Raw genomic sequence first — 22517 nt, 5'->3', positions numbered from 1 at the left:
ACGAGGTTGATAGGGCAGGGGTGGAAGTGCAGCAATGCATGGAGCTGACTGCTACTAATAGGTCGAAGGCTTGACCATAAGCACTTAGTGACTGGCAAGCGAAGCGTAGACAGAGCTTAGTGCGTTGGTCGTTCGAAGGAGCAGAGCGAGTTCGGACTTCCGATAAACAGGCACTTAGTGAGTGCAGATGGTTTTCCGGTTGAAATGTCTTAAAGAATATGTTATACTGTATGTGGTTTTGAGGGTGCATACCCTTGGAAACAGAATAATCCTCGATAGCTCAATGGTAGAGCACTCGGCTGTTAACCGAGTTGTTGTAGGTTCGAGCCCTACTCGGGGAGTTGAGAAAATAGCTTAATGAAAAACCTGTAGACGTGACCGTTTACAGTTTTTTGCGCATATTCTGTATGCAGCTATCTGGCAGTTTTGTTATTAGGAGCTGCAGCATATTTAGATATTGAATTGCAGGAACAGAATTGGATGGTTAAAATGGATGACTTGCAAATTATAAACGGTGGATAAACATGTAAAACGATACATCAAATTGTAAAAGAAAATCCAAATTTAGATTTTTCGCAGACGTATTTGCTAGTACGTCTTTATGAAGTTGAAGATACCGAAAATCCGGGTATCATCCAGGATATTATATATGCGACGAATAGCCAAAATCCAGTGGACTTTAGAGATTTAAAATCAAACGATGAATGTCAACGGATTTTAGAAATCGGCGCGCATGATTTGGGGTATGTCTATAAACGAAAGAGGGATAATACATTAAATATAAATGTCATACCGTCGACAGTTGCGGCTGAGGCTGTTTTCGCAGTATGGCGGGAAAGTCCGCATCTGGCAAAGTATAGACGTAATGAATTTTTTGATAAATACTACTCATTAATTTTTGATGGTTTGAATGCCGCTCAGATGGTGGTTGCGGTACTGATATTTCGTTACTGTGATAATAATAGAAAGAAAGAGAGTGAACTGGATGGAATTAAGGAGCATCGACTGTATAGTCAATATTTTATATCATATATGATAGGTAAGCAGATTTTAAAAAGGTTTGGTATTACTTTAGAAAAAATTACCCATGTTAATTTTTATGAAATAAAAAATTATTTTGAACAAAACAAGGAACTGATGTATAGTAAGGCAGAACAGACAATGGCGGATATTCTAAAAGATTACTTTAACAATGCTAATCTGTCGGAGATAGATGGGCGAACGATGTCGGCAGCATTTAGGCGATTTGATATTATGGAACGTTATTTAAAAAATGAAACATGGTGGGAAGAAAATATGGGATGAAAATTCGGTTTTGTTTATAGTTATTTGACAGAAGGGAGATAAGGGAGATATGGAAAGGTTAAGGAAAGGATTGCGTCTGATAGTACTGGTATTATGTCTGGCTCCAGGGGCAGTGCTGTTAGCCGGGGAATGGTCGGTAAAAGCAGAGACGGCTTCGGGATATGAGGAAGTATTGGACATACAGTTACAATATTAAGACAGGTAAGGTAAAGAAAGTAATGTCAAATTGTTGTATAACTGGCAGGCTGGGGAAATTTGTGGTGGCGCAGAATGCATATCGCACAGATGTGGGACCTTATCCGGTGACCATTTATAAGATTACGGCTCAAGGACTTTCGAAAGTAAGAAAACTGACTTCTTATGGACGAAGTGAAGTGTTTGTAGGGAAAAAGCTGTACTATGCAGCTTATGATAAAGGAAGTATGAAAAAGGCTGTGTTATATCGATGCAATAAAGATGGAACGGGTCGAAAGAAGATTGCAGTATTCATCAATCCGTCTGAATTTGGAGAGGTATTGATCGGAGATATCACAGACAAAGGCTGTATTGTCTATCAAGCGGGTGTGCAATATCGTTACACCTACGCTGCGAAGAAGATGAAAAGAATAAGGTAGGAATAAAAAGTCCAGGACATTGCGTTCCGGGCTTTTTAAGATATCCCCATAAGTAAAGAAATTTTGTTTGACAAAACAGGATATTTAGTTATAATAGAAATATACTGGTTAAAATCCACGAAAAAATTTATTTTTCAGGGACAGATTTTGTGGGAGTTAGCGGAATGGGATAAAGCCCAGTCTGCTGTTTTGACCAAAATACCGAAAATACAAAATTAAGGGAGGTAAAATGAATGAGACCTAAACAAAAAAGGCGGTGGCTGTCAATACTGCTTGCATCTGCAGTTGTATTTGGCAGTTTTAATGTTCCGGTTTCGGCAGCGCCGGATAGAACGGCAGCAACGGCTGAGGTTTCGGCAGATGCAAGAGAGGAAAACTTTAACAGGGGATGGAAGTTTCATTTTCTGGAAGAAGAGACAGAAGAGGGAATGGAACAGACAAATTTTAATGATTCCTTGTGGGAGGAGACGCTGCTGCCGCATGATTTTAACATTACGCGGGAACAGTCGAATTCATATGAGGCAGAGTCTGCTTTTTATCCGGGGGGCACAGGCTGGTACCGTAAGAGCGTGACGTTTCCGGCTGAGTATGCAGGAAAAACACTGGTTTTAAATTTTGACGGCGTTTACAATCATGCATATGTCTATGTAAACGGGCAGAAGCTTGGGGAGAATCATTATGGTTACAATGATTTTTCATTTGACATTTCTGACTATGTAACCTGTGACGGCAGTACAAAAAATGTGATTGCAGTAAAAGCAGAGTGTACGTTTCCGTCCAGCCGCTGGTATTCCGGCGCAGGTATTTACCGCGACGTAAAATTAGTAGTTACGGATAACGTACATGTGGCGAAAAATGGAACGTATGTAACGACTCCGGACCTGGAGACACAGAAGAATGGCGATGTTACCGTAAACGTGGTAACTAAGGTGCAAAACGATGGAAACGCTTCTGTAAATGCAGCAGTACGTACAACTGTTCTGGATGCGGAGAGTAAAGAAGTGTCCGCTCCGGTCAGCAAAGATGTAACGGTGGCGGCAGGCGCGGAAGCTTCTGTGGAACAGCAGGCTTCTGTAAATAAACCGGCGCTCTGGAGCTGTGAAACTCCGAACCTGTATTATGTAAAGACAGAGGTTTTGGTAAATAGCCAGGTGAAAGATACTTATATGACGACATTTGGCTTCCGCTATTTTGATTTTGACGCAAATACAGGTTTTAGCCTGAACGGTGAGAATGTAAAGTTCAAAGGCGTGTGTATGCACCATGACCAGGGGGCGCTCGGCGCAGCGGCATACCGTGACGCTATCTACAGGCAAGTGGAAAAGCTGAAAGAAATGGGATGTAATGCCATCCGGACTGCACATAACACACCGGCTGACGCGCTGCTGGACGCTTGTAATGAACTGGGAATACTGGTTATGGATGAAACATTTGACGGCTGGGCATATGGGAAAAATGGGAACAACCAGGATTTTAGCACCCATTTTAACAGGACGATTGGCAGCGATAATAAGATTTTAGGCGCGGCGGCAGACGATACCTGGTATAAATTTGTATTGGAGTCCAATGTTCAGCGTGATAAGAACGACCCGTCTGTTGTGATGTGGGATATCGGTAATGAGCTGAACTTTGGTGTTACAGATTCCAGCAGGTATGTGGAATATGCGAGAAACATGATTAGCTATATCAAGGCGATTGATTCTACGAGACCGATTACCTCAGGGGATAACAACCCGGGCGGAAACGCGAATGTGAATACAGGAGATTTCCGTAACCATATTACAGCGGAACTTGCTAATTCAGGCGGTCTGGCAGGTATGAATTATTCTATGGGGGCAATCGCGAATGTACACAATACTCATCCGGACTGGAAAATCGTTGCGACTGAGACAGCGTCTCCAAGCAACAGCCGCGGTATTTATGATACAACCAGCCACTATGGAAGAAACGGGGATTATCAGTGTACGGCATATGATACAGACTGGGTAAGCTGGGGAAATTCCGCGCGCGAGTCCTGGTGGTATACGATTAAGGATGATTTTGTATCCGGTGAATTTATTTGGACCGGGTTTGACTATATCGGCGAGCCGACACCGTGGAATGGAACGGGTGCAGGAAGCAGCAGCGGCGACAAGAAAGCAGTGCCGAACTCTTCTTATTTTGGCGTAATAGATACGGCAGGATTCCCGAAAGATTCTTTCTACTATTACACCAGCCAGTGGCGGGAGGATGCGACTACGCTTCATGTAGTTCCTCAGAGCTGGAATGCAGAGGATTTGGTAATCAGCAATGACAGAGTTCCGGTATACATTTACTCAAATGCGGCAAAAGTTGAACTGTATTTAAATGATGTGTTGATTGGCACATCAACCAGAAATCCGATAACAACAAGCGCTGGATATGAGTGGGCAACTTACACCAGCGAGTCTAATAACGACAGACTGTGTGCGGCAGTCAATGAGAATCAACAGTGGAAAGCGATGGCGGCGCAGTTCAAGGTACAGTATGAAAAGGGAACTTTGCGCGCAGTTGCTTATGATGTAGCTGGTAAGGTGATTGAAGATACAATCGGTCTGGACAGCGTAACAAGCAATAGCGATCAGGGAACAGCACTGAAAATTGAGACAGAAAAGGAAGAAATTCAGGCGGACGGAAGCAGTCTCAGCTATATTTCTGTAGATATTGTGGATGCAGATGGTCGTTTTGTGAGCGCAGCAAGAAATAATATCCGTTTTACGCTGACAGGAAATGGAACAATTGTAGGCGTGGATAATGGAAATCCGTCTACAATTGACAAGTTCCAGCAGGAATCTGTGCTTACCAGTGAGAAAACTGCGAATATTGACGCGTTTAGCGGGAAAGCTCTGGTTATCGTCCGCAGTACAGAAGAGTCGGGCGGATTCAAAGTAGGAGCAGTGTCTTCAGGGCTGAACAGCGCCAGCGTCTTTGTAGATACGGTTGGCAGCAATCAGGGAGAAGTGTTCCTGAAAGACTATGACCTAACAACAGAATACACGGTTGTTATGGGTGAAATACCGCAGCTGCAGACAGCAGTTAATGGAAAAATGAGCGACGGCAGTGCAATTCAGGGCACCGTTACATGGGAAGAGATCACAGAAGAAGTGTACAATACACCGGGAAGCCATGCGATAGAGGGGATACTTAAAATCAGCACAGAAGAAATTCCGGTTACAGCATATGTGCAGGTGAAACCGATTATTGTAGCCGTGAAGAATTATTCACGCGCAACGATGGCGGGGATGGTTCCGATGCTTCCAGAAACGACGACAGGTTTTCTGCCGGACGGAAGAACGTATGGCGCATATCCCGTTACCTGGGAAGCGCTTACGGCGGAACAATTACAGAAGGTTGGGGATATCGCTACAGTAAATGGCACGGCTGCCGTGGAAGACGGAGAGACAATGCCTGTGAAGGCTACTGTACGTGTGGCAGAGACTATTACGGTGGAACCGAGAAATGTGGCGCCAGAGTATGCGACTTTGAAAGAGAGCTGCGGTGAACCGGCAGATAACCTTTTGTCTATTGTTAATGGAGTAAAAGATGTACTGAACAGTGGGGATGAGCGTTGGACAAATTGGGAGGATCATTTGAAGAATTCTTCACCGACTATTACATTTACCTGGAATGACGTGCATGAGATTTCAGAACTGAAAGCGTGGTTCTTTGGAGATTCGAATGTTACTGCGCCAGAGCAGGTAACGATCGCGGTTTCTGCAGATGGCGAGAACTTTGAGGAGGTTGAATTCACTCATGCGGATTATGTGGCAAATCAGGAAAATAGTTTAGTGCTGAAAGAAGCGCAGAAAGTCAAAGCATTGAAATTTACGATGAAGCAGGTTGGAACGGGGTATGTAGGCCTGACAGAATTGGAAATCTGGACGACGGATTCCGGTTATACAACAAATGGAACGGCAGTTCTTGATACATTGACGGCAGATGGAAAGAATGTGGATGGCTTTGTTTCTGGAGAAGTAAAGGACGGCATTTACGATTTGGGTGAGGATGCTTCTGAGATTGCAGCAACGGCAAGGGATAATGCATCCGTGAATATCCTTCCAATCGATGAAGAAGATATCGTAAGGGTGGTCGTCACATCTGAGGATCAGAAAGCGACAAACGTTTATAAAGTTAAGCTGCTCTATATCCCTCCTACAGAGGAGCAGAAGCAGGAGCTGAATACGGAAATTGCAAATGGAGAGGCAAAGAAGGAGTCTGATTATACGCCGGGGTCTTATGCGGTATTTGAGAAAGCACTAAAAGCAGCACAGGCAGTTTCTAAGAATCCAAATGCGTCAAAGAGGCAGGTAGAGAAAGCTTTGAAAGCTTTGAAAGCGGCGGCAGAGGCTTTGGTCAAGAAAGAACCGGAAAAGCCGGCACCGGGTCCTAGTGATAATAAGCCAAAACCGCCAGTGGATAATAATCCGCCGGCGCCAAAGCCGCCAACACCGGATCCCGGCAATAATACGCCGCCAAAGAACGGTGATAAAATCCTTATATCTTCCGGCCGTTATCAGGTAGTCAATGCGAAGAGCAAGACAGCTAAGCTGATAGAAGTAAAGAGTAAGAAAGCAAAGAGCATGAATGTTCCGGCAACGGTTAAGCTAAAAGGCGTAACCTATAAAGTAACAGAGATTGGCCCGAATGTGATGAAAGGCAACACAAAACTGAAAAAAGTGGTTCTGGGCAAATATGTTACAACGATTGGGAAACAAGCGTTCATGGGATGTAAAAATCTGAAATCGGTTCAGTTAAAAGGAAACGCTTTGAAGAACATCAAGTCCGGCGCGTTTAAGAAAACATCTGCCAAGATGGTGGTAAGCGTGAAAAAACTGAATAAAAAGCAGAAAGCAGCATTGTTTAAAAAGCTGAAAAAAGCAGGCATGAGTAAAAAAGGAAAAGTAAAATAAGAGCAATAAAAAGCAGAGGCTGCTCCACACTGGAACAGCCTCTGCTTTCTAATACACAATGTAGAATCAACACTTTTCCGGTTCAGGGTATTCCACGCCAAAGGTTTCTACGGACATAGACTTGATTGCCTGCGGTTCCAGAGGGCGGTCGCCAAAGTCGGTATCAACTTCGGCAATTTTGTTTACAACATCGATACCTTCCGTGATTTTGCCAAAAGCGGCATATGCGCCGTTTAGGTGCGGCGAGTTCTTATGCATGATAAAGAACTGGGAGCCGGCGGAATCAGGCATCATAGCCCGCGCCATAGAGAGTACGCCCGGCGTGTGGCGGAGAGGGTTTTCAAAGCCATTCTGGGAGAATTCGCCTTTGATAGTATAACCGGGACCGCCTGTGCCCGTTCCGTCAGGACAGCCGCCCTGAATCATAAAACCGTTGATGACTCTGTGAAAAATCAGGCCGTTGTAGAAGCCGGATTTTATCAGGCTGATAAAGTTGTTTACAGTGTTTGGTGCAAGTTCAGGATACAGTTCTGCCTTCATGACATCGCCGTTCTCCAGGGTAATTGTTACAATTGGGTTCTGTGCCATTTTAATTTTCCTCTCTTCTTTGTTTAACAGATTGGAAAAAAGGCGGCTGCCTTTTCTCTCATTTAAAGTATAATATGAGTTGAAGATTGTGGCAAGTGTTCCTGGATTTTTTGTAGGAAATGGGTGTACAAATCAGAGGTTACGAGGTATAATAGCTATGAAAATCAGAAAAGAAAGCGAGGGATGAGCATGGGAAAGAAGCAAAAAAAAGTATCAAATATGCGGAAACGCCTGTTGTCAGTGGTTTTGGCAGTGGGAATGATGGCGCTGCTGCTTCCTACAGAAGCTTTTGGTGTATCAGGGGCTGATGGAAGTGCAACCCTGGCGAATCCGCAGATACAGAAAGATTCAAGTATGGCAGCCGGGCAGAAAGTGACTTGGAACTGTGTGGAGTTTGGGAGTTATCCCCAGGCAGAAGTAATTACTCAGGAAATGAGTGAAAAGTATCCGGAAAGCATATTGAACGAAGATGATTATATCATTTCAGACGGCGATTACAGTGCGCTGGAAGGGGCTTCCTGGAATGCAGATAATGAAGCGACAGTAGGCGGCGCGAAATACCGAAGGGTGAGAAAAGAAGATGCCACGTATGTATCCAGCACTGACAGATATCAGTTTGACTGGGATGGAGATAAAGTCTGGCACTATTTTAAGTATGAGTCGATTAAGTGGCGTATCCTTGAGGTATCAGGAAACAAGGCGCTGCTCCTCTCGGATAAAGTTTTAGACGACAGGAGATATCATGAGAATCCGGTTCCTATTACCTGGGAGCGGAGCACTATGAGGAGCTGGCTGAATGGGTACAGCGCTAAGGAGAACCTGCAGGGTGCAGACTATGCGGGAAAAGGTTTTATAGACAGGGCGTTCAGCGCTTCAGAAAAAGGGGCGATTGTAAAGTCTAAACTAAAAAATCCGGGTAATGACAAAACCGAGATAAGCGGTGGGAATGATACAGAGGATTATGTATTCCTGCTTTCGGAACAGGAAATGTGGAGCACAGCATGGGCAGCGTCCTATGGGTTTGTAAAGGACAGGACGGTTGCAGATGAGGCGAGAATTGCAAAAGCCAGCACTTATGCGAAAGCTATGGGCGTGTATGTGAGAAGCCAGGCGGGGAACTGCTGGTGGTGGCTCCGTACTCCGGGAGATATAGGAGCAAAAGTCCTGGAAGTAAAATATGATGGCAGTTATGGCGGCAGATATGGAGATCATGTGGCTTCTAATAATGTGGGGGTACGCGCGGCGCTCTATCTGAATACCGGAGCTTCAGGCGCTTATTCTATGGCAGGCACGGTAGTTTCCGAAAAGCTGGCAGGGCAGGGCGGCACGAATAAACCGCCTGCTACTGACACAACGGGAACAGAAACAGAAAGTGAGACAGAGACGGAAACAGAAACAGAGACAGAAAGTGAAACGGAGAGCGAGACGCAGAAGCCCAGCCAGATAGAGCCTATCAAGTTTACATTGTTGTCCAAGCCGCCGATTAAAGGAATGGAAGGGCAGACAATAACATTTATATGCAGCCTGGGGTTAGATCCGCAAGGGCCGACATCTAAGCAAATTTTGGAAGAAGTGGTTGGACGTATTACGTGGGAGAGCAGTGACGAGTCCGTAGGAGAAGTGTCGGGATGTTCAATTCGGACAAGGGACAACATAACGGCGAGCTTGTATGTAAATGTGATTTGTCATAAAGCCGGGACGATAACAGTTACCGGAACCACTTCAAATAATATGTCGTTAAGCTGTGAGGCAGCGATAACAGGAACAACTACAAAGGCACAGCAGGTAAAAACTCCTGCTACAACGAAAGCAGCGCCTTCTGCGGGGCAGATTATAACAGACAGCGCTTCAGACGGGAAATATAAAGTTCTGACGGCAAGCAGTGTTGAATATGTGAAGCCTTTGAATACAGATGTATCGGCTGCAGCGATTCCGGCTACAGTAAAAATAGAGGGAAAATCTTATCAGGTAACTTCTGTGGCAGCACGGGCATTTTATAAATGTACAGAGCTAAAAAAGGTGACGATTCCTTCGGGGGTCAGTAAAATCGGGAGCCAGGCATTTACCGGATGCCGGAGACTTAAAAACATTACGATAAAGTCCCGGAAGCTGACAAAGAAAAGCGTGGGGAAAAAGGCGTTCAAAGGCGTTCATGGAAAAGCAGTGGTGAAAGTTCCGAAAGGGAAACTGAAAGCCTATAAAAAACTTTTGACAGCCAGGGGCGCAGGAAAGAACATAAAGGTAAAGAAATAGCTGAATAGCTAAAGAATAGAGAAAAGACGGCATATTCGATTGACATGGGTAGAATGGTGAACCCGGCTTCGAATGGCCGTCTTTTTAGAAGGGAGAAAAGGGGATGATTGCAATTGTCTGCCTGGATGATAAAAATGGAATGGTGTTTAATAAGAGAAGGCAATCCCGAGATTGCTGTGTGGTGGAGAGGATACTGGATATGACAGAAGGAGGATGTCTGTGGATACATCCTTTTTCTGAGCCGCTTTTTGTGGAAAGGGAGGCGGAACAGATTCATGTTCGGCAAGAATTTTTGAAGTGTGCAGGAGACGGGGAATACTGTTTTGTGGAAAATCACGGGCTGCGTACCGTGGAAGAGAAAATAGAAAAACTCATTGTGTTCCGCTGGAACCGTGTGTATCCGGCGGACTTACGGCTGGATATTGCACTAGAGGATTGGAAAAAAACAGAGGAGGAAGAGTTTGTGGGAAATTCCCATGAAAAAATTACGAGAGAGGTGTATGTAAGATGAAGACACGAAACATCAAAAAGATAGGTATAGTATTCCTTGCGGCACTTTTGCTGCAGGGCTGCGGATTTAAAGAGAAAGGGCTGGCGGAATTCTCGGGGATAGGAGGCGGAAGTGCGGCAGAATGTGTGTCTCTCTCAGATATACCGGAATTTTCAGGGGATCCGTATGTGGTGCTGAATGACAATGAGCCGGAATTTTCAGATGGGGATTTTACTACAGAATCTTATGAAAAGTACAGCGTATTGGATTCTTTAGGGAGATGCGGCGCTGCAGAGGCAAATATTGGACAGGATTTGATGCCCACAGAGAAACGGGGGGACATTAGCCAGGTAAAACCTACAGGCTGGCATTCAATCAAATATGACTGGGTGGATGGGAAATCCCTGTATAACCGCTGTCATTTGATAGGGTTCCAGCTAACGGCTGAGAATGCAAATGATAGGAATCTCATCACAGGAACCAGGTATATGAATGTAGAAGGGATGCTTCCTTTTGAAAATATGGTGGCGGATTATATTAAAGAGACAGGAAACCATGTACTTTACCGCGTGACCCCGATATTCAGCGGAGATAACCTGGTAGCGGACGGAGTACAGATGGAAGCGAAATCAGTGGAGGATGAGGGAGAAGGAATTTGCTTTCATATCTTTGCGTACAATGTCCAGCCCGGAGTGGTAATTGATTATGCTACAGGGGACAGCTATGGAGACGAAGCAGGTATGGCAGTGCAGGCAGATCATGGCAAGAGGGAGCAGGACGCAGGGCGTCTCTCTTCTAATGAAGATGGGGAATATGTGCTGAATGTGAAAAGCCATAAATTCCATCGTCCATCCTGTTCCGGTGCGAAGAGGATGAAAGAAAATAATAGACAGGATTACATGGGGGATAGGGAAACATTGATTTCAGATGGGTATGAGCCATGCGGGAGCTGTAACCCATAGGAGGCAGGAATGTATCGAATCTTAATCGTAGAAGATGATATGACGATTGCATATGCAGTTAAAAAGCATATGGAGGGGTGGGGGTATGAGGTAATATGCGCGGAGAATTTTAAGAATGTACTGGCGGATTTTGCAGCATTTTCTCCACAACTGGTATTGATGGATATTTCTCTGCCGTTTTTTAATGGCTATCATTGGTGCAGCCAGATACGGCAGATTTCTCAGGTGCCGATTATCTTTATTTCATCGGCGGCAGACAATATGAATATTGTGATGGCAGTCAACATGGGCGGAGATGATTTTGTGGCGAAGCCTTTTGACTTAAATGTACTGATGGCGAAGGTACAGGCGATGCTCCGTCGTTCTTATGATTTTGCGGGACAGACAAATCTCTGCGAGCATCGGGGCGTGATTCTAAATGCTTCTGATGTGACAGTGGTTTATGAAGGAATGAAAGTAGAGCTTACGAAAAATGAATTCAAAATCCTGCAGGTTTTGATGGAACAGAAAGGGCATGTGGTGAGCCGGGATAAGCTCATGATTAAGCTATGGGAGTCAGACAGCTATGTGGATGACAATACGCTGACTGTAAATGTAGCCAGACTAAGAAAAAAACTGGAAGAAACAGGAATTGCAGACTTTATCACTACGAAGAAAGGGATAGGCTATATTATAGAATAAATATATGAAAAACGCGGCGGCTTATTTAAAAACAAATAGAAAAGTGATTGTGCTGATGGCATTGTGGATAGGAATTTTTCTGGCGATATTTTTTTTCTCCAGATTGCCTTTGGAGACAGTGGGTTATGGAATGCTGCTATTTGCCGTACTTGGCGGTATCTATATAGCAATAGATTTCAGGGAATTTGTACGGCGCTTAAAAGAGCTGGAACAGGCAAAGAAACATATTGCGGTTTCGAGAGAGAGGATTCCAACAGCAGAGAATCCGCTGGAAGAGCAGTATCAGGCGCTTTTGGAAGAAGTATTCCGCTATAAATGCCGCCTGGAATCGGAATATGATAACCGTTACAGCGAGATGATGGACTACTATACGATGTGGGTACATCAAATAAAAACACCCATTGCCGCGATGCACCTGCTTCTGCAGTCAGAAGAAATACCTGATAAAGGAGAACTGGAGGAACAGCTTTTCAAGACCGAGGAGTATGTGGGGATGGTGCTGCAGTATCTGCGGGTGGGCGGTATGGCCGCAGATTTAAAATTCCGGCAGTATTCACTGGATGGGATTGTTAGGCAGGCAGTGCGCAAATATTCAAAAAGTTTTATCCGAAAACATCTCTGGATGAATTATCAAGAGCTGGACTGTATAGTGGTCACAGACGAAAAGTGGCTGCTTTTCGTCATAGAGCAGCTTTTATCAAACGCGGTTAAATATACTGCGTCAAGGGGAAGAGTTTCTGTTTATATGGACAGAAGCCGTCCCAAAACCCTGGTCATCGAGGATACCGGAATTGGAATTTCGCAGGAGGATTTGCCGCGTATCTTTGAAAAGGGATTTACCGGATACAATGGACGCAGAGATAAGAAATCCACAGGGCTTGGCCTGTACCTGTGCAAGACAATCACGGATAAGCTGAACCATAAGATTACGATTACATCTGTGGAAGGAGAGGGGACGCGGGTGGCCCTGGGCTTGGAGACAGCAAAACTGGAAGTGGATTAAGATATGCCTGGACAACAGAATAAGAAAAGGAACAAGATACCGCCCCAGACTTTTGGAGCGGTATCTTTATGGATGATTTCTATTTAATTTTAACTTTTTTGGAACTGAAGCTGCCGGTGTAAGTCACACCTTTATATTTCTTATATGCTTTTACGGTAAAAAAGTATGTTGCTCTGGACTTTAATTTGGTTTTTGTATAGCTGGTGCCTTTTACATTTTTCAGTTTTTTCCAGGAGCCTTTTGCTTTGGTTTTGTAGTAAACGGTGTAACCCGTCGCACCTTTGACTTTACTCCATTTAGTGGAAACAATAGTATTATCGATGCTCTTTAAGCCATATGCAAAATTTTCAATACCAGTATCAGAGCCTGCGGGGGGAGTGATACTTCCTCCGGCGTCAATGTTTTCAAATAATAGCATATGGGAAATATATGCACAACAGAAAACGATAAGGATTTTATTAAAAGATTTTTCAGTTCAAAAGTTTTTGAAAAAAGTGCTTGCATTTTGTTGGAAAAAGTGATATAGTAAAGAAGTTCGCAAGACAGATGCGGGTGTAGTTCAGTGGTAGAACACCAGCCTTCCAAGCTGGATATGTGGGTTCGATTCCCATCACCCGCTTTCTCTGAAAAGAGAAAATGAGGCAGTTGCGAGGCGAGAAGCGGAACACTGCTAAGCTCATAAAAAGTTAAAAAAGTACTTGCTTTTTTGAAAAAGATGTTGTATAATCTATCATGTTGTGAGCGAAAAGTAAATAATGGGCTATCGCCAAATGGTAAGGCAACGGACTCTGACTCCGTCATTTCAAGGTTCGAATCCTTGTAGCCCAGCTTATCAGCTGCTTTGAGAAAAGCAGCTTTTTTGTTATCATAAAATTGTATATTGACAAGGAGGAGCGCATGGTTTACCAATTTGACAGCAGGGTGAGGTACAGTGAGGCGGATGTGAAGCAGAATTTGACTTTAAATGGAGTGATTAATTATTTTCAGGATTGCAGTACGTTTCAGTCGGAAGAGCTGGGACTTGGGATAGAGTATTTAAGAGAGAGTCATAGAGCGTGGATGCTTTCGGCGTGGCAGATTATGATTGAACGTTTTCCGAAATTTGGCGAGAGGATTACTGTACAGACTTGGGCATGTGGGTTTAAGGCGTTTTATGGGGACAGGAATTTTACGCTTCTGGATGAAAAGGGAAATAGAATTGTCAGCGCTAATTCTTTGTGGATTTTCATAGATACAGAAACAGGCCGTCCGGTAAAGCCAGACGAGGAACAGCTGCAGAAATATGGGACGGAAGAAAAGCTGGAATTATGCCGGGCGTCCCGAAAGATTATATTGCCGGAGGGGATGGAGGAGCAGGGGAAATTTTCAGTGCTGCGCCATCAGATTGATACGAATCATCATGTAAACAATGGCCAGTATGTGCAGATGGCAGAGGAATTCCTGCCGGAAGGGTTTCAGATCCGCCAGATGCGTGCGGAATATAAAAAGGCGGCAATGCTCCATGATGTGATTGTCCCAATGGCGTGTCACCAGGATGGTGTATGTACAGTGGCGTTGTGCGATGAGGAAAAGCGGCCCTATGCGTCGGTGGAGTTTACATCGTTTGTTTAGGTATTTAAGGCGTGTTTGAAACACGCTTTACTTAATACCTGATATAAAATCGATTTCAGTATTCTGCACAAAAGAAAAGGGATAGAATTGGATAAAGTGTCAATTTACAAAATAAAAGGCAGGAAATATAATAGTGATAAATGAAATCGATAACATATAGAAGGAAACAGAGTTCTATTGGGAAAGGATGGGTGTGATATGGAGAAATATGATGTGCTTGCACTGGGGGAGCTGTTGATTGATTTTACGGAACATGGCGTGAGCGGACAGGGAAACCCGGTGCTGGAAGCGAATCCCGGCGGAGCGCCCTGCAATGTGCTGGCAATGCTCAACCGGCTGGGAAAAAGGACGGGATTTATCGGAAAAGTGGGAAATGACATATTTGGCAGCCAGTTGGAGAATGCCTTGCAGGAAGCGGGGATTGACACACGGGGACTGAAACGGGATGAGGAAGTACACACTACGCTGGCGTTTGTACACACTAGGGAGGACGGCGACAGAGAATTTTCGTTTTATCGGAATCCGGGTGCGGATATGATGCTGGCGGAATCGGATTTGGATGCGGAAATGCTGGGGAATTGCAGGATTTTCCACTTTGGTACCCTTTCTATGACCCATGAAGGATGCAGGGAAGCGACGCGGAAAGCGATTTCAGCTGCAAAGGAGAGCGGCGCGATTCTGTCCTTTGACCCAAATCTGCGGGAGCCGCTGTGGGAGAGTCTGGAAGATGCGAGGGAGCAGATTTTTTATGGACTACAGCACTGTCAGATACTAAAGATATCAGATAATGAGATCCAGTGGCTAACGGGAAAAGAGGATTTTGATGAAGGAATCCACGTTATACAAGAGAAGTTTCATACGCCATTGATTTTACTGTCTATGGGAAGGGCAGGCAGCAGAGCGTACCAAAAGGGTATTTGCGTGGAAGAACCGGCATATGTACAGGAAAATACCATAGAAACGACCGGGGCGGGAGATACGTTCCATGCGTGCATTCTGAATTATGTGCTGGAGCACGGATGGAAAGAATTTAAGGAAGCGGAGCTGAAAGAAATGCTTCGTTTCGCAAATGCGGCCGCGTCCCTCATCACCACCAGAAAGGGAGCGCTGCGGGTGATGCCCGCGAAAGAGGAAGTTGAGATGCTGGCGGGACAGCGGGGAGTGTAAAAATCTCATTGCCAAAGGCAGTTTTTATGGAAGTTTACAAATAATTGTGGAGGATTGGAGCGTAACAGGCGCTTTAGAACAAGGGAAAGGATGAGAAAGATGCAGGCAGCTGGTGAAAAAAAAGGCAAGAGTGGAGCAGGTGCGGCGGCGCCTCGGAAACCGGATAAGATTTTTTGGAAGCGGATGGAGAGGCATCATGACGAACTCCGCTGGTTATATATGGAATTATACGGAAATTCATCAATGTTTGCAGAGCTGTGCGATAATCTGAGACGTTTCTATATGGAGAGGGATGAGGAACTCAAAGCATTGGATTTGGCACGGGCGGCAGATGCGGACTGGTATAAGCAAAATGACATGCTGGGCATGATGTTCTATATTGACAACTTTGCGGGAAATATGAAAGGCGTGGAGTCGCGGCTGGATTATATTGAGGAGTGCAATGTGAATTATATTCATCTGATGCCGTTTCTCGAAACGCCGAAAGGGCGATCGGACGGAGGATATGCCGTGGCGGATTTTCGGAAGGTGCAGAAAGAGCTTGGCTCCATGGAGGATTTGGGAAGCCTGGCTTCTGCCTGCCATAAAAGGGGTATCCATGTCTGTATGGACTTTGTGATGAACCATACGTCGGAGGAGCATGAATGGGCAAAGAAGGCACGCCAGGGAGACGGGGAGTATATGAGCCGTTATTTCTTCTTTGATAATTGGGAGGAACCGAATAAATATGAGCAAACGGTGCCGCAGGTATTTCCGACGACTGCTCCGGGTAATTTCACATGGCTTCCCGACGCCGGGCATTTTGTGATGACTACGTTTTATCCTTATCAGTGGGATTTGAATTATAGAAACCCCAGAGTATTCAATGAAATGATGTACAATTTCCTTTATTTGGCGAACAGGGGAATTGATATTATCCGCATTGATGCAGTCCCTTATATCTGGAAGGAGCTGGGGACGCAGTGCAGGAATCTGCCGCAGGTTCACACGATTGTCCGCATGATGCGTATGATTAGTGAGATTGTATGTCCGAGCGTGCTGCTTCTGGGCGAAGTCGTGATGGAACCGGAGAAGGTGGTTCCCTATTTTGGAAGTGTGGAAAAGCCGGAATGCCATATGCTCTACAATGTCACAACGATGGCGACAACCTGGCACACCGTAGCGGCAAGGGATGTGAAGCTGCTGAGAAGGCAGCTTGATATTGTGAATGCGCTGCCCAAAGAATACGTGTTTTTAAATTATCTCCGATGTCATGACGATATTGGCTGGGGGCTTGATTATGGGACTTTGATGGGAGAAGGAATCGGAGAACGCTCCCATAAGAAATATCTGAATGACTATTTTCAGGGGTATGCAGGGGAAAGTAATAGCCGCGGTGAGCTTTACAATGCCGACCCTGTCAGCGGGGACGCCAGGTTCTGCGGGACTACGGCTTCTATGTGCGGTGTGGAAAAGGCGGGATTTGAGCAGGATGACGCGGCGATGGAAAAGGCCGTCCGGCTGGACTTGATGCTTCACGCCTATATGTTCATGCAGTCAGGTATTCCGGTGCTGTATGGGGGCGATGAGGTTGGGCAGGTGAATGACTACAGTTACAAAGAAAATCCGGATAAGGCGGCAGACTCACGTTATCTTCACCGCGGGGCAATGAACTGGGAGCTGGCTAAAAACAGGAAAGATGACGGAACGGTAGAAGGTAAAATCTTCCAGGGACTGGGGCAGCTGGAGCAGATTCGGAAAACAGAAAAAGCCTTTGTATCTAACGCTGACACTTGGACGATTGATACCTGGGATGCGTCGGTGCTGTGTATCGGAAGATATTTCGAGGGCGAAAAGATACTGGGGCTGTTTAATTTCAGCGAGGCCGATAAGACTGCGTGGATCAATGAAACAGATGGGGAATATGTAGAGCTGCTTTCCGGTCAGGAGATGAGGGCGTCAGGGATAAATATTCCCGGGTATGGGTTCTTTTACTTGAAAAAGAAATGATTTTGGGAAGTCTATCTTTACAGAAGGCATGGATTTGATTATAATATGGATAGTTTATCAAAAATTATGCAGCAGCCAGGTTTGCCCGGAGCGCTGTATAAGGACATCTAATGTAAAGAATGTGAGGAAAAATCCATGAAGAGAAACGACATTCATAAGATACTGATTATTGGTTCCGGCCCGATTATTATCGGACAGGCGTGTGAGTTTGACTATTCGGGAACCCAGGCGTGTAAGGCTCTCAGGAGCCTGGGATATGAGATTGTGCTGGTGAATTCGAATCCGGCGACGATTATGACAGACCCGGAGACGGCGGACGTGACTTATATCGAGCCGCTGAACGTGGAGCGTCTGTCTCAAATTATTGAAAAGGAGCGCCCGGACGCGCTTCTGCCTAATCTTGGCGGGCAGTCGGGGCTTAATTTATGCTCTGAGCTGGCGAAGGCGGGCGTTCTGGATCAATACGGAGTGAAAGTGATCGGCGTCCAGGTGGATGCGATTGAGCGGGGCGAGGACCGCATTGAATTTAAAAAGACCATGAACAGCCTTGGCATTGAGATGGCGAGGAGTGAAGTGGCGTATTCGGTGGAAGAAGCGCTGGCGATTGCCGACAAGCTGGGATATCCGGTGGTGCTCCGTCCGGCGTATACGATGGGCGGCGCAGGCGGCGGCCTTGTTTACAATGTAGAGGAATTAAAGACTGTATGTGCCAGGGGGCTTCAGGCGAGCCTGGTGGGACAGGTGCTGGTAGAAGAGTCTGTGCTTGGCTGGGAAGAGCTGGAGCTTGAGGTGGTACGTGATGCGAAGAATAATATGATTACTGTCTGCTTCATTGAAAATATCGACCCGCTGGGCGTACATACCGGAGATTCTTTCTGTTCCGCGCCTATGCTGACAATTTCCCAGGAAGTTCAGGACAGGCTGCAGGAGCAGGCGTATAAGATTGTAGAGGCGATTGAAGTAATCGGAGGAACGAATGTGCAGTTTGCGCATGACCCGGTGAGTGACAGGATTATTGTTATTGAGATTAATCCCCGTACTTCCCGTTCTTCCGCCCTGGCTTCAAAAGCGACAGGCTTCCCGATTGCCCTGGTGTCCGCGATGCTGGCGTGCGGCCTGACGCTGGATGAGATTCCATGCGGAAAATACGGTACGCTGGATAAATACGTGCCGGACGGCGATTATATTGTTATCAAATTTGCGCGCTGGGCATTTGAGAAATTTAAAGGCGCAGAGGACAAGCTGGGGACGCAGATGCGCGCAGTCGGCGAAGTCATGAGCATCGGCAAAACTTATAAAGAAGCTTTCCAGAAAGCCATCCGAAGCCTGGAAAATGGAAGGTACGGACTGGGATGGGCAAAGGATTTTGCATCGAAGACAAAGCAGCAGCTTTTAAAAATGCTTGCCGTGCCTACAAGCGAGAGACAGTTTGTTATGTACGAAGCTCTGCGCAAGGGCGCGACGGTAGAGGAATTGTACGCGCTGACAAAAATTAAACATTATTTTATTGAGCAGATGAAAGAGCTGGTGGAAGAAGAGGAAGCCCTGCTGAAAGAGAAAGGGAACGTTCCGGCGGCAGATATGCTGAAACAGGCGAAGCTGGATGGATTTTCCGATAAATATCTGAGCCAGATTCTGGAGGTGCCGGAGAATGAAATCCGTGAGGCGAGGCTTGCGGCGGGAATCACAGAGGCATGGGAGGGCGTGCATGTAAGCGCCACACAGGATTCTGCGTACTATTACTCCAGTTATCATATGAAGGATGAGAGCACAGTCAATACAGATAAGCCGAAGATTATGATTCTGGGCGGCGGGCCGAACCGTATTGGACAGGGAATTGAGTTTGACTACTGCTGTGTCCATGCATCTCTGGCGCTGAAAAAGCTGGGCTTTGAGACGATTATCGTAAACTGTAATCCGGAAACGGTTTCTACGGATTATGATACTTCGGATAAACTGTATTTTGAACCGCTGACGCTGGAAGATGTGCTCAGCATCCACGAGAAAGAGAAGCCGGTAGGCGTGATTGCCCAGTTTGGCGGGCAGACGCCTTTGAATCTGGCGGCAGAGTTAAAGAAAAACGGCGTGAACATCTTAGGAACGACGCCGGAAACGATAGATATGGCCGAGGATCGTGATTTGTTCCGCGCCATGATGGATAAGCTTGGCATACCGATGCCTGAGGCGGGGATGGCGGTAAACGTGGAAGAAGCCCTGGAAATCGCAGGTAAGATAGGCTATCCGGTGATGGTTCGCCCATCGTACGTGCTGGGCGGCCGCGGGATGGAAGTGGTGCATGATGACGAAGCCCTGACATTCTATATGCGGGCAGCGGTAGGTGTGACGCCTGACCGTCCGATTCTGATTGACAGGTTCCTGCATCATGCGACAGAATGTGAGGCGGATGCGATTAGTGACGGCGAGCATGTATTTGTTCCGGCAGTCATGGAGCATATTGAGCTGGCAGGCGTCCATTCCGGCGACTCGGCGTGCATCTTGCCGTCGAAGCACTTGACAGAGGAGCAGGTAGAGACGATTAAAGATTACACCAGAAGAATCGCGAAAGAGATGAACGTAGTAGGCTTGATGAACATGCAGTACGCGATTGAGGACGGTGTTGTTTATGTGCTGGAGGCGAACCCGCGTGCATCCCGTACTGTGCCTTTGGTATCCAAAGTGTGCAGTATCAATATGGTGAAGCTGGCAACGGAAATCATGACGGCGCCGCTTACAGGCAAGGCGTCTCCGGTACCGGGGCTCCATGATAAAGAGATTCCTTATTATGGCGTAAAAGAAGCTGTATTCCCGTTCAATATGTTCCAGGAGGTAGACCCTCTGCTGGGACCGGAAATGCGCTCCACAGGAGAGGTGCTCGGTCTTTCCAGCAGCTACGGAAAAGCATTTTATAAAGCACAGGAGGCAACGCAGACGAGATTGCCGATGGAGGGAACCGTACTGTTTAGCGTTAATGACAGGGATAAGCAGGAGCTGGTAGAGGTAGCACGGGCAATTTATGACAACGGCTTTAAGATTATGGCGACAGGCAGAACGTGTGATATGATCCGTGAGGCAGGTATGGAAGCTCAGAAAATCTCTAAACTTAATGAGGGACGTCCAAATATCCTGGATGCCATTACAAATAAACAGATAGATTTGATTATCAATACGCCGAATGATAAAAAAGGCGCGGTGGATGACAGCTATATCCGCAAGGCGGCCATTAAGAATAAGATTCCGTATATGACCACGATGGCGGCGGCGAAAGCAACTGCTGCGGGAATCCACTCCATGAAAAAAGGAGAGGGCGCGCCGGTGAAGTCTTTACAGGAATATCACGGAAGCATCAAATAAATATCAGGAAAAGAATAGCTTGTGCCGGGAGTTCCCTTCCTAGCACAAGCTGTATTTTTGTAACAGTTCAGCCTTCGGCTTTCTGTTACTGGTATCAAGCTTTTGCTATAACGATATTATTTTTGTAGAAATGCCGTCTCTGAAAGCCTTATCGTGTTCCACAAAAATCATGGCAGGGGAGAATTCTTTGATGAGCTGTTCAATCTGGATGCGGGAATAAATATCAATAAAGTTAAGCGGTTCATCCCATACATATAGGTGAGCCTGTTCGCAAAGACTTTTAGCTATCAACACTTTCTTTTTCTGTCCTTCTGAAAAGTTTGAGATATCTTTCTCAAATTGTATCCGTTCAAAGTCCATTTTCCGCAGAACTGCTTTAAATAAGCTTTCGTCTATATGATGTTCTGCCGCAAAGCTGTGTAATCTTCCTTGCAAATGGGAGGTATTCTGCGGCACATAGGAAATGATAAGACCAGAGCCTATCGTAACGGTGCCGGTATATTCAAGTTCTTCGCCAACCAATAATTTCAGAAGGCTGCTCTTTCCGCTTCCGTTCCTGCCTACAAAGCCAAGTTTCCAATTGGTATCTATCTGAAAGCTCACATCCTCAAAAATATTATCACAGCTTGACGGATAGGAAAATGTAAGATTTTCTACTTTAATCATCGACATAATAAAATATCTCCTTTCCATAATTTGAAATAAAATAAGAGCCGCAAGAAAGCTAATTCTTGCAGCTCAACATAGCATAACAATATCGCTCCGCAAAGGTGCGGGCAATAGAATTATATAAGAGTGAACAGACGGATAACTTTCTTGCAATGCCTGCAATAATACTTTGCACGTATAGTATTACTGCATATTCCGGTTTTATCTGCAAGAAAAGTTAAACATCCTTCCACCCCTTTCTGTTCTGAAAATATGCATTAGAATACTACAGAACCAGAAAAAAATCAAGATAAATATTTTTAGGAAAGGTGGTCTGTGATTCCGCAGCTTTCCAAATTGCGGTTTATCGGGGAGTTTGTCTCTTACCCCAGATAGTCACGGAACCGATAGTATCCATGCTTACACCGAACGCCGGGACGCCTGTCATATATCCCACACGGACGGGGACAACGCGCCGGCGAGCTAACGATTAACTACAACTAATGCGCTCAGGAGAGCCTTCGCGCATAAGTTTCCGTAAATCGTGGATCTCACCTCTGCTAAGGGCGTCCCCTGAGTGTCCGCTTAGGGATATATGACAGGCGCCCCGGCTGTATGGTGGTCGGCGTTACGTGCGTGTGTGACTGCGTGGACTTTCCTGATACATGCCGTGGATGGAATCGCCCATGTGCTTAATTATGATAATCCGCCGGATATACGACGAGACACGGCTTTGCACGAATGGGTTCATGAACTGGCGGCTCTGCATATCATAAACGCCATTATATGCAGATGCCGCCGCACCGGACGGTTTCCGCAAGCCACTTTTCCTATACGTACAGTCAAACAGTGTAACCATGCTTTGCAGCACTTTACTGTACACAAGGGTGTTCCGTGCACCGAAAGTCGCCAGTGTTTTCGTTACAA

General features: G+C 45.8%; 16 protein-coding genes, 3 tRNA genes, 1 rRNA gene and 1 pseudogene. 17 read left to right on the top strand and 4 right to left on the bottom strand.

What is annotated here, in order from left to right:
- The 6 genes from NFR99_RS12205 to NFR99_RS12180 form a co-directional block, all read left to right on the top strand.
- A 23S ribosomal RNA gene (locus NFR99_RS12205) occupies positions 1-78 on the top strand; the annotation flags it as partial.
- Positions 79-269: 191 nt separating this feature from the next.
- Positions 270-341, top strand: a tRNA-Asn gene (locus NFR99_RS12200).
- A gap of 193 nt (positions 342-534) precedes the next feature.
- Positions 535-1305 carry an AIPR family protein gene (locus NFR99_RS12195; protein WP_277613461.1) on the top strand — a complete coding sequence of 257 codons (771 nt, stop codon included), beginning with the start codon at positions 535-537 and terminating at the stop codon, positions 1303-1305.
- A gap of 49 nt (positions 1306-1354) precedes the next feature.
- Complete coding sequence (locus tag NFR99_RS12190; RefSeq protein WP_251353746.1) at positions 1355-1501, top strand: hypothetical protein; 147 nt, start codon at positions 1355-1357, stop codon at positions 1499-1501.
- Positions 1467-1919 carry a hypothetical protein gene (locus NFR99_RS12185; protein ID WP_251353745.1) on the top strand — a complete coding sequence of 151 codons (453 nt, stop codon included), beginning with the start codon at positions 1467-1469 and terminating at the stop codon, positions 1917-1919. The genes NFR99_RS12190 and NFR99_RS12185 overlap by 35 nt, the downstream gene beginning before the upstream one ends.
- 233 nt (positions 1920-2152) lie before the next feature.
- On the top strand, positions 2153-6847 hold the full coding sequence (locus NFR99_RS12180; RefSeq protein ID WP_251353744.1) for a glycoside hydrolase family 2 TIM barrel-domain containing protein: 4695 nt from the start codon (positions 2153-2155) through the stop codon (positions 6845-6847).
- A 66-nt stretch (positions 6848-6913) separates the two neighbouring features.
- Here NFR99_RS12180 and NFR99_RS12175 read toward each other — a convergent pair whose 3' ends face one another.
- Positions 6914-7435, bottom strand: coding sequence for a peptidylprolyl isomerase (locus NFR99_RS12175; RefSeq protein ID WP_120486257.1), 522 nt, complete (start codon positions 7433-7435; stop codon positions 6914-6916).
- 189 nt (positions 7436-7624) lie between these two features.
- On the opposite strand from NFR99_RS12175, the gene NFR99_RS12170 reads away from it, so the two are divergent.
- The 5 genes from NFR99_RS12170 (at position 7625) to NFR99_RS12150 (ending at position 12824) form a co-directional block, all read left to right on the top strand.
- On the top strand, positions 7625-9688 hold the full coding sequence (locus NFR99_RS12170) for a DUF6273 domain-containing protein (protein ID WP_251353743.1): 2064 nt from the start codon (positions 7625-7627) through the stop codon (positions 9686-9688).
- A gap of 103 nt (positions 9689-9791) precedes the next feature.
- Positions 9792-10199, top strand: a complete 408-nt coding sequence (locus NFR99_RS12165; RefSeq protein WP_251353742.1) for a ribonuclease Z — start codon at positions 9792-9794, stop codon at positions 10197-10199.
- Positions 10196-11140 carry a DNA/RNA non-specific endonuclease gene (locus tag NFR99_RS12160; RefSeq protein ID WP_120486254.1) on the top strand — a complete coding sequence of 315 codons (945 nt, stop codon included), beginning with the start codon at positions 10196-10198 and terminating at the stop codon, positions 11138-11140. The genes NFR99_RS12165 and NFR99_RS12160 overlap by 4 nt, the downstream gene beginning before the upstream one ends.
- Positions 11141-11149: 9 nt before the next feature.
- Entirely contained in the window at positions 11150-11821 is a 672-nt protein-coding gene (locus NFR99_RS12155; protein WP_120486253.1) for a response regulator transcription factor, read from the top strand.
- A 4-nt stretch (positions 11822-11825) separates the two neighbouring features.
- Positions 11826-12824, top strand: coding sequence for a sensor histidine kinase (locus NFR99_RS12150; RefSeq protein ID WP_251353741.1), 999 nt, complete (start codon positions 11826-11828; stop codon positions 12822-12824).
- Positions 12825-12903: 79 nt separating this feature from the next.
- On the opposite strand, the gene NFR99_RS12145 is transcribed toward NFR99_RS12150, so the two are convergent.
- Positions 12904-13242: a fibronectin type III domain-containing protein gene (locus NFR99_RS12145; protein ID WP_120486251.1), complete on the bottom strand. Its 339-nt coding sequence runs from the start codon at positions 13240-13242 to the stop codon at positions 12904-12906.
- A gap of 130 nt (positions 13243-13372) precedes the next feature.
- Here NFR99_RS12145 and NFR99_RS12140 point away from each other — a divergent pair.
- The 6 genes from NFR99_RS12140 (at position 13373) to carB (ending at position 20942) form a co-directional block, all read left to right on the top strand.
- A tRNA-Gly gene (locus NFR99_RS12140) sits at positions 13373-13443 on the top strand.
- Between the two features lie 137 nt (positions 13444-13580).
- Positions 13581-13652: transfer RNA gene (locus NFR99_RS12135), tRNA-Gln, on the top strand.
- Between the two features lie 69 nt (positions 13653-13721).
- On the top strand, positions 13722-14435 hold the full coding sequence (locus NFR99_RS12130; protein ID WP_251353740.1) for an acyl-[acyl-carrier-protein] thioesterase: 714 nt from the start codon (positions 13722-13724) through the stop codon (positions 14433-14435).
- A gap of 198 nt (positions 14436-14633) precedes the next feature.
- A complete protein-coding gene (locus NFR99_RS12125; RefSeq protein ID WP_135976706.1) occupies positions 14634-15602 on the top strand; it encodes a carbohydrate kinase family protein in 969 nt (322 codons plus the stop codon).
- Positions 15603-15701: 99 nt separating this feature from the next.
- Positions 15702-17591, top strand: a complete 1890-nt coding sequence (locus tag NFR99_RS12120) for an alpha-amylase family protein (RefSeq protein WP_120486248.1) — start codon at positions 15702-15704, stop codon at positions 17589-17591.
- Positions 17592-17726: 135 nt separating this feature from the next.
- Positions 17727-20942, top strand: coding sequence for a carbamoyl-phosphate synthase large subunit (gene carB / locus NFR99_RS12115; RefSeq protein ID WP_251353739.1), 3216 nt, complete (start codon positions 17727-17729; stop codon positions 20940-20942).
- A gap of 105 nt (positions 20943-21047) precedes the next feature.
- Here the strand turns inward: carB and NFR99_RS12110 are convergent.
- Both NFR99_RS12110 and NFR99_RS12105 read right to left on the bottom strand, forming a co-directional pair.
- Positions 21048-21560: pseudogene (locus NFR99_RS12110) on the bottom strand (ATP-binding cassette domain-containing protein); the annotation flags it as partial.
- Positions 21561-22218: 658 nt separating this feature from the next.
- On the bottom strand, positions 22219-22517 hold a 299-nt coding region (locus tag NFR99_RS12105; protein WP_251353738.1), incomplete at its 5' end, for a hypothetical protein.

This window comes from Hominisplanchenecus murintestinalis (assembly GCF_943193015.1).
In the GTDB taxonomy this organism is placed as follows: Bacteria; Bacillota; Clostridia; order Lachnospirales; family Lachnospiraceae; genus Hominisplanchenecus_A; species Hominisplanchenecus_A murintestinalis.
Note: the sequence above shows the minus strand (reverse complement) of the source record. Positions and strands in the feature narration are given on the sequence as shown.

Coding starts and splice junctions, on each gene's coding strand:
- NFR99_RS12190 (WP_251353746.1), top strand. CDS start 1,355: ATGGAAAGGTTAAGGAAAGGATTGCGTCTGATAGTACTGGTATTATGT.
- NFR99_RS12185 (WP_251353745.1), top strand. CDS start 1,467: ATGAGGAAGTATTGGACATACAGTTACAATATTAAGACAGGTAAGGTA.
- NFR99_RS12180 (WP_251353744.1), top strand. CDS start 2,153: ATGAGACCTAAACAAAAAAGGCGGTGGCTGTCAATACTGCTTGCATCT.
- NFR99_RS12175 (WP_120486257.1), bottom strand. CDS start 7,435: ATGGCACAGAACCCAATTGTAACAATTACCCTGGAGAACGGCGATGTC.
- NFR99_RS12170 (WP_251353743.1), top strand. CDS start 7,625: ATGGGAAAGAAGCAAAAAAAAGTATCAAATATGCGGAAACGCCTGTTG.
- NFR99_RS12165 (WP_251353742.1), top strand. CDS start 9,792: ATGATTGCAATTGTCTGCCTGGATGATAAAAATGGAATGGTGTTTAAT.
- NFR99_RS12160 (WP_120486254.1), top strand. CDS start 10,196: ATGAAGACACGAAACATCAAAAAGATAGGTATAGTATTCCTTGCGGCA.
- NFR99_RS12155 (WP_120486253.1), top strand. CDS start 11,150: ATGTATCGAATCTTAATCGTAGAAGATGATATGACGATTGCATATGCA.
- NFR99_RS12150 (WP_251353741.1), top strand. CDS start 11,826: ATGAAAAACGCGGCGGCTTATTTAAAAACAAATAGAAAAGTGATTGTG.
- NFR99_RS12145 (WP_120486251.1), bottom strand. CDS start 13,242: ATGCTATTATTTGAAAACATTGACGCCGGAGGAAGTATCACTCCCCCC.
- NFR99_RS12130 (WP_251353740.1), top strand. CDS start 13,722: ATGGTTTACCAATTTGACAGCAGGGTGAGGTACAGTGAGGCGGATGTG.
- NFR99_RS12125 (WP_135976706.1), top strand. CDS start 14,634: ATGGAGAAATATGATGTGCTTGCACTGGGGGAGCTGTTGATTGATTTT.
- NFR99_RS12120 (WP_120486248.1), top strand. CDS start 15,702: ATGCAGGCAGCTGGTGAAAAAAAAGGCAAGAGTGGAGCAGGTGCGGCG.
- carB (WP_251353739.1), top strand. CDS start 17,727: ATGAAGAGAAACGACATTCATAAGATACTGATTATTGGTTCCGGCCCG.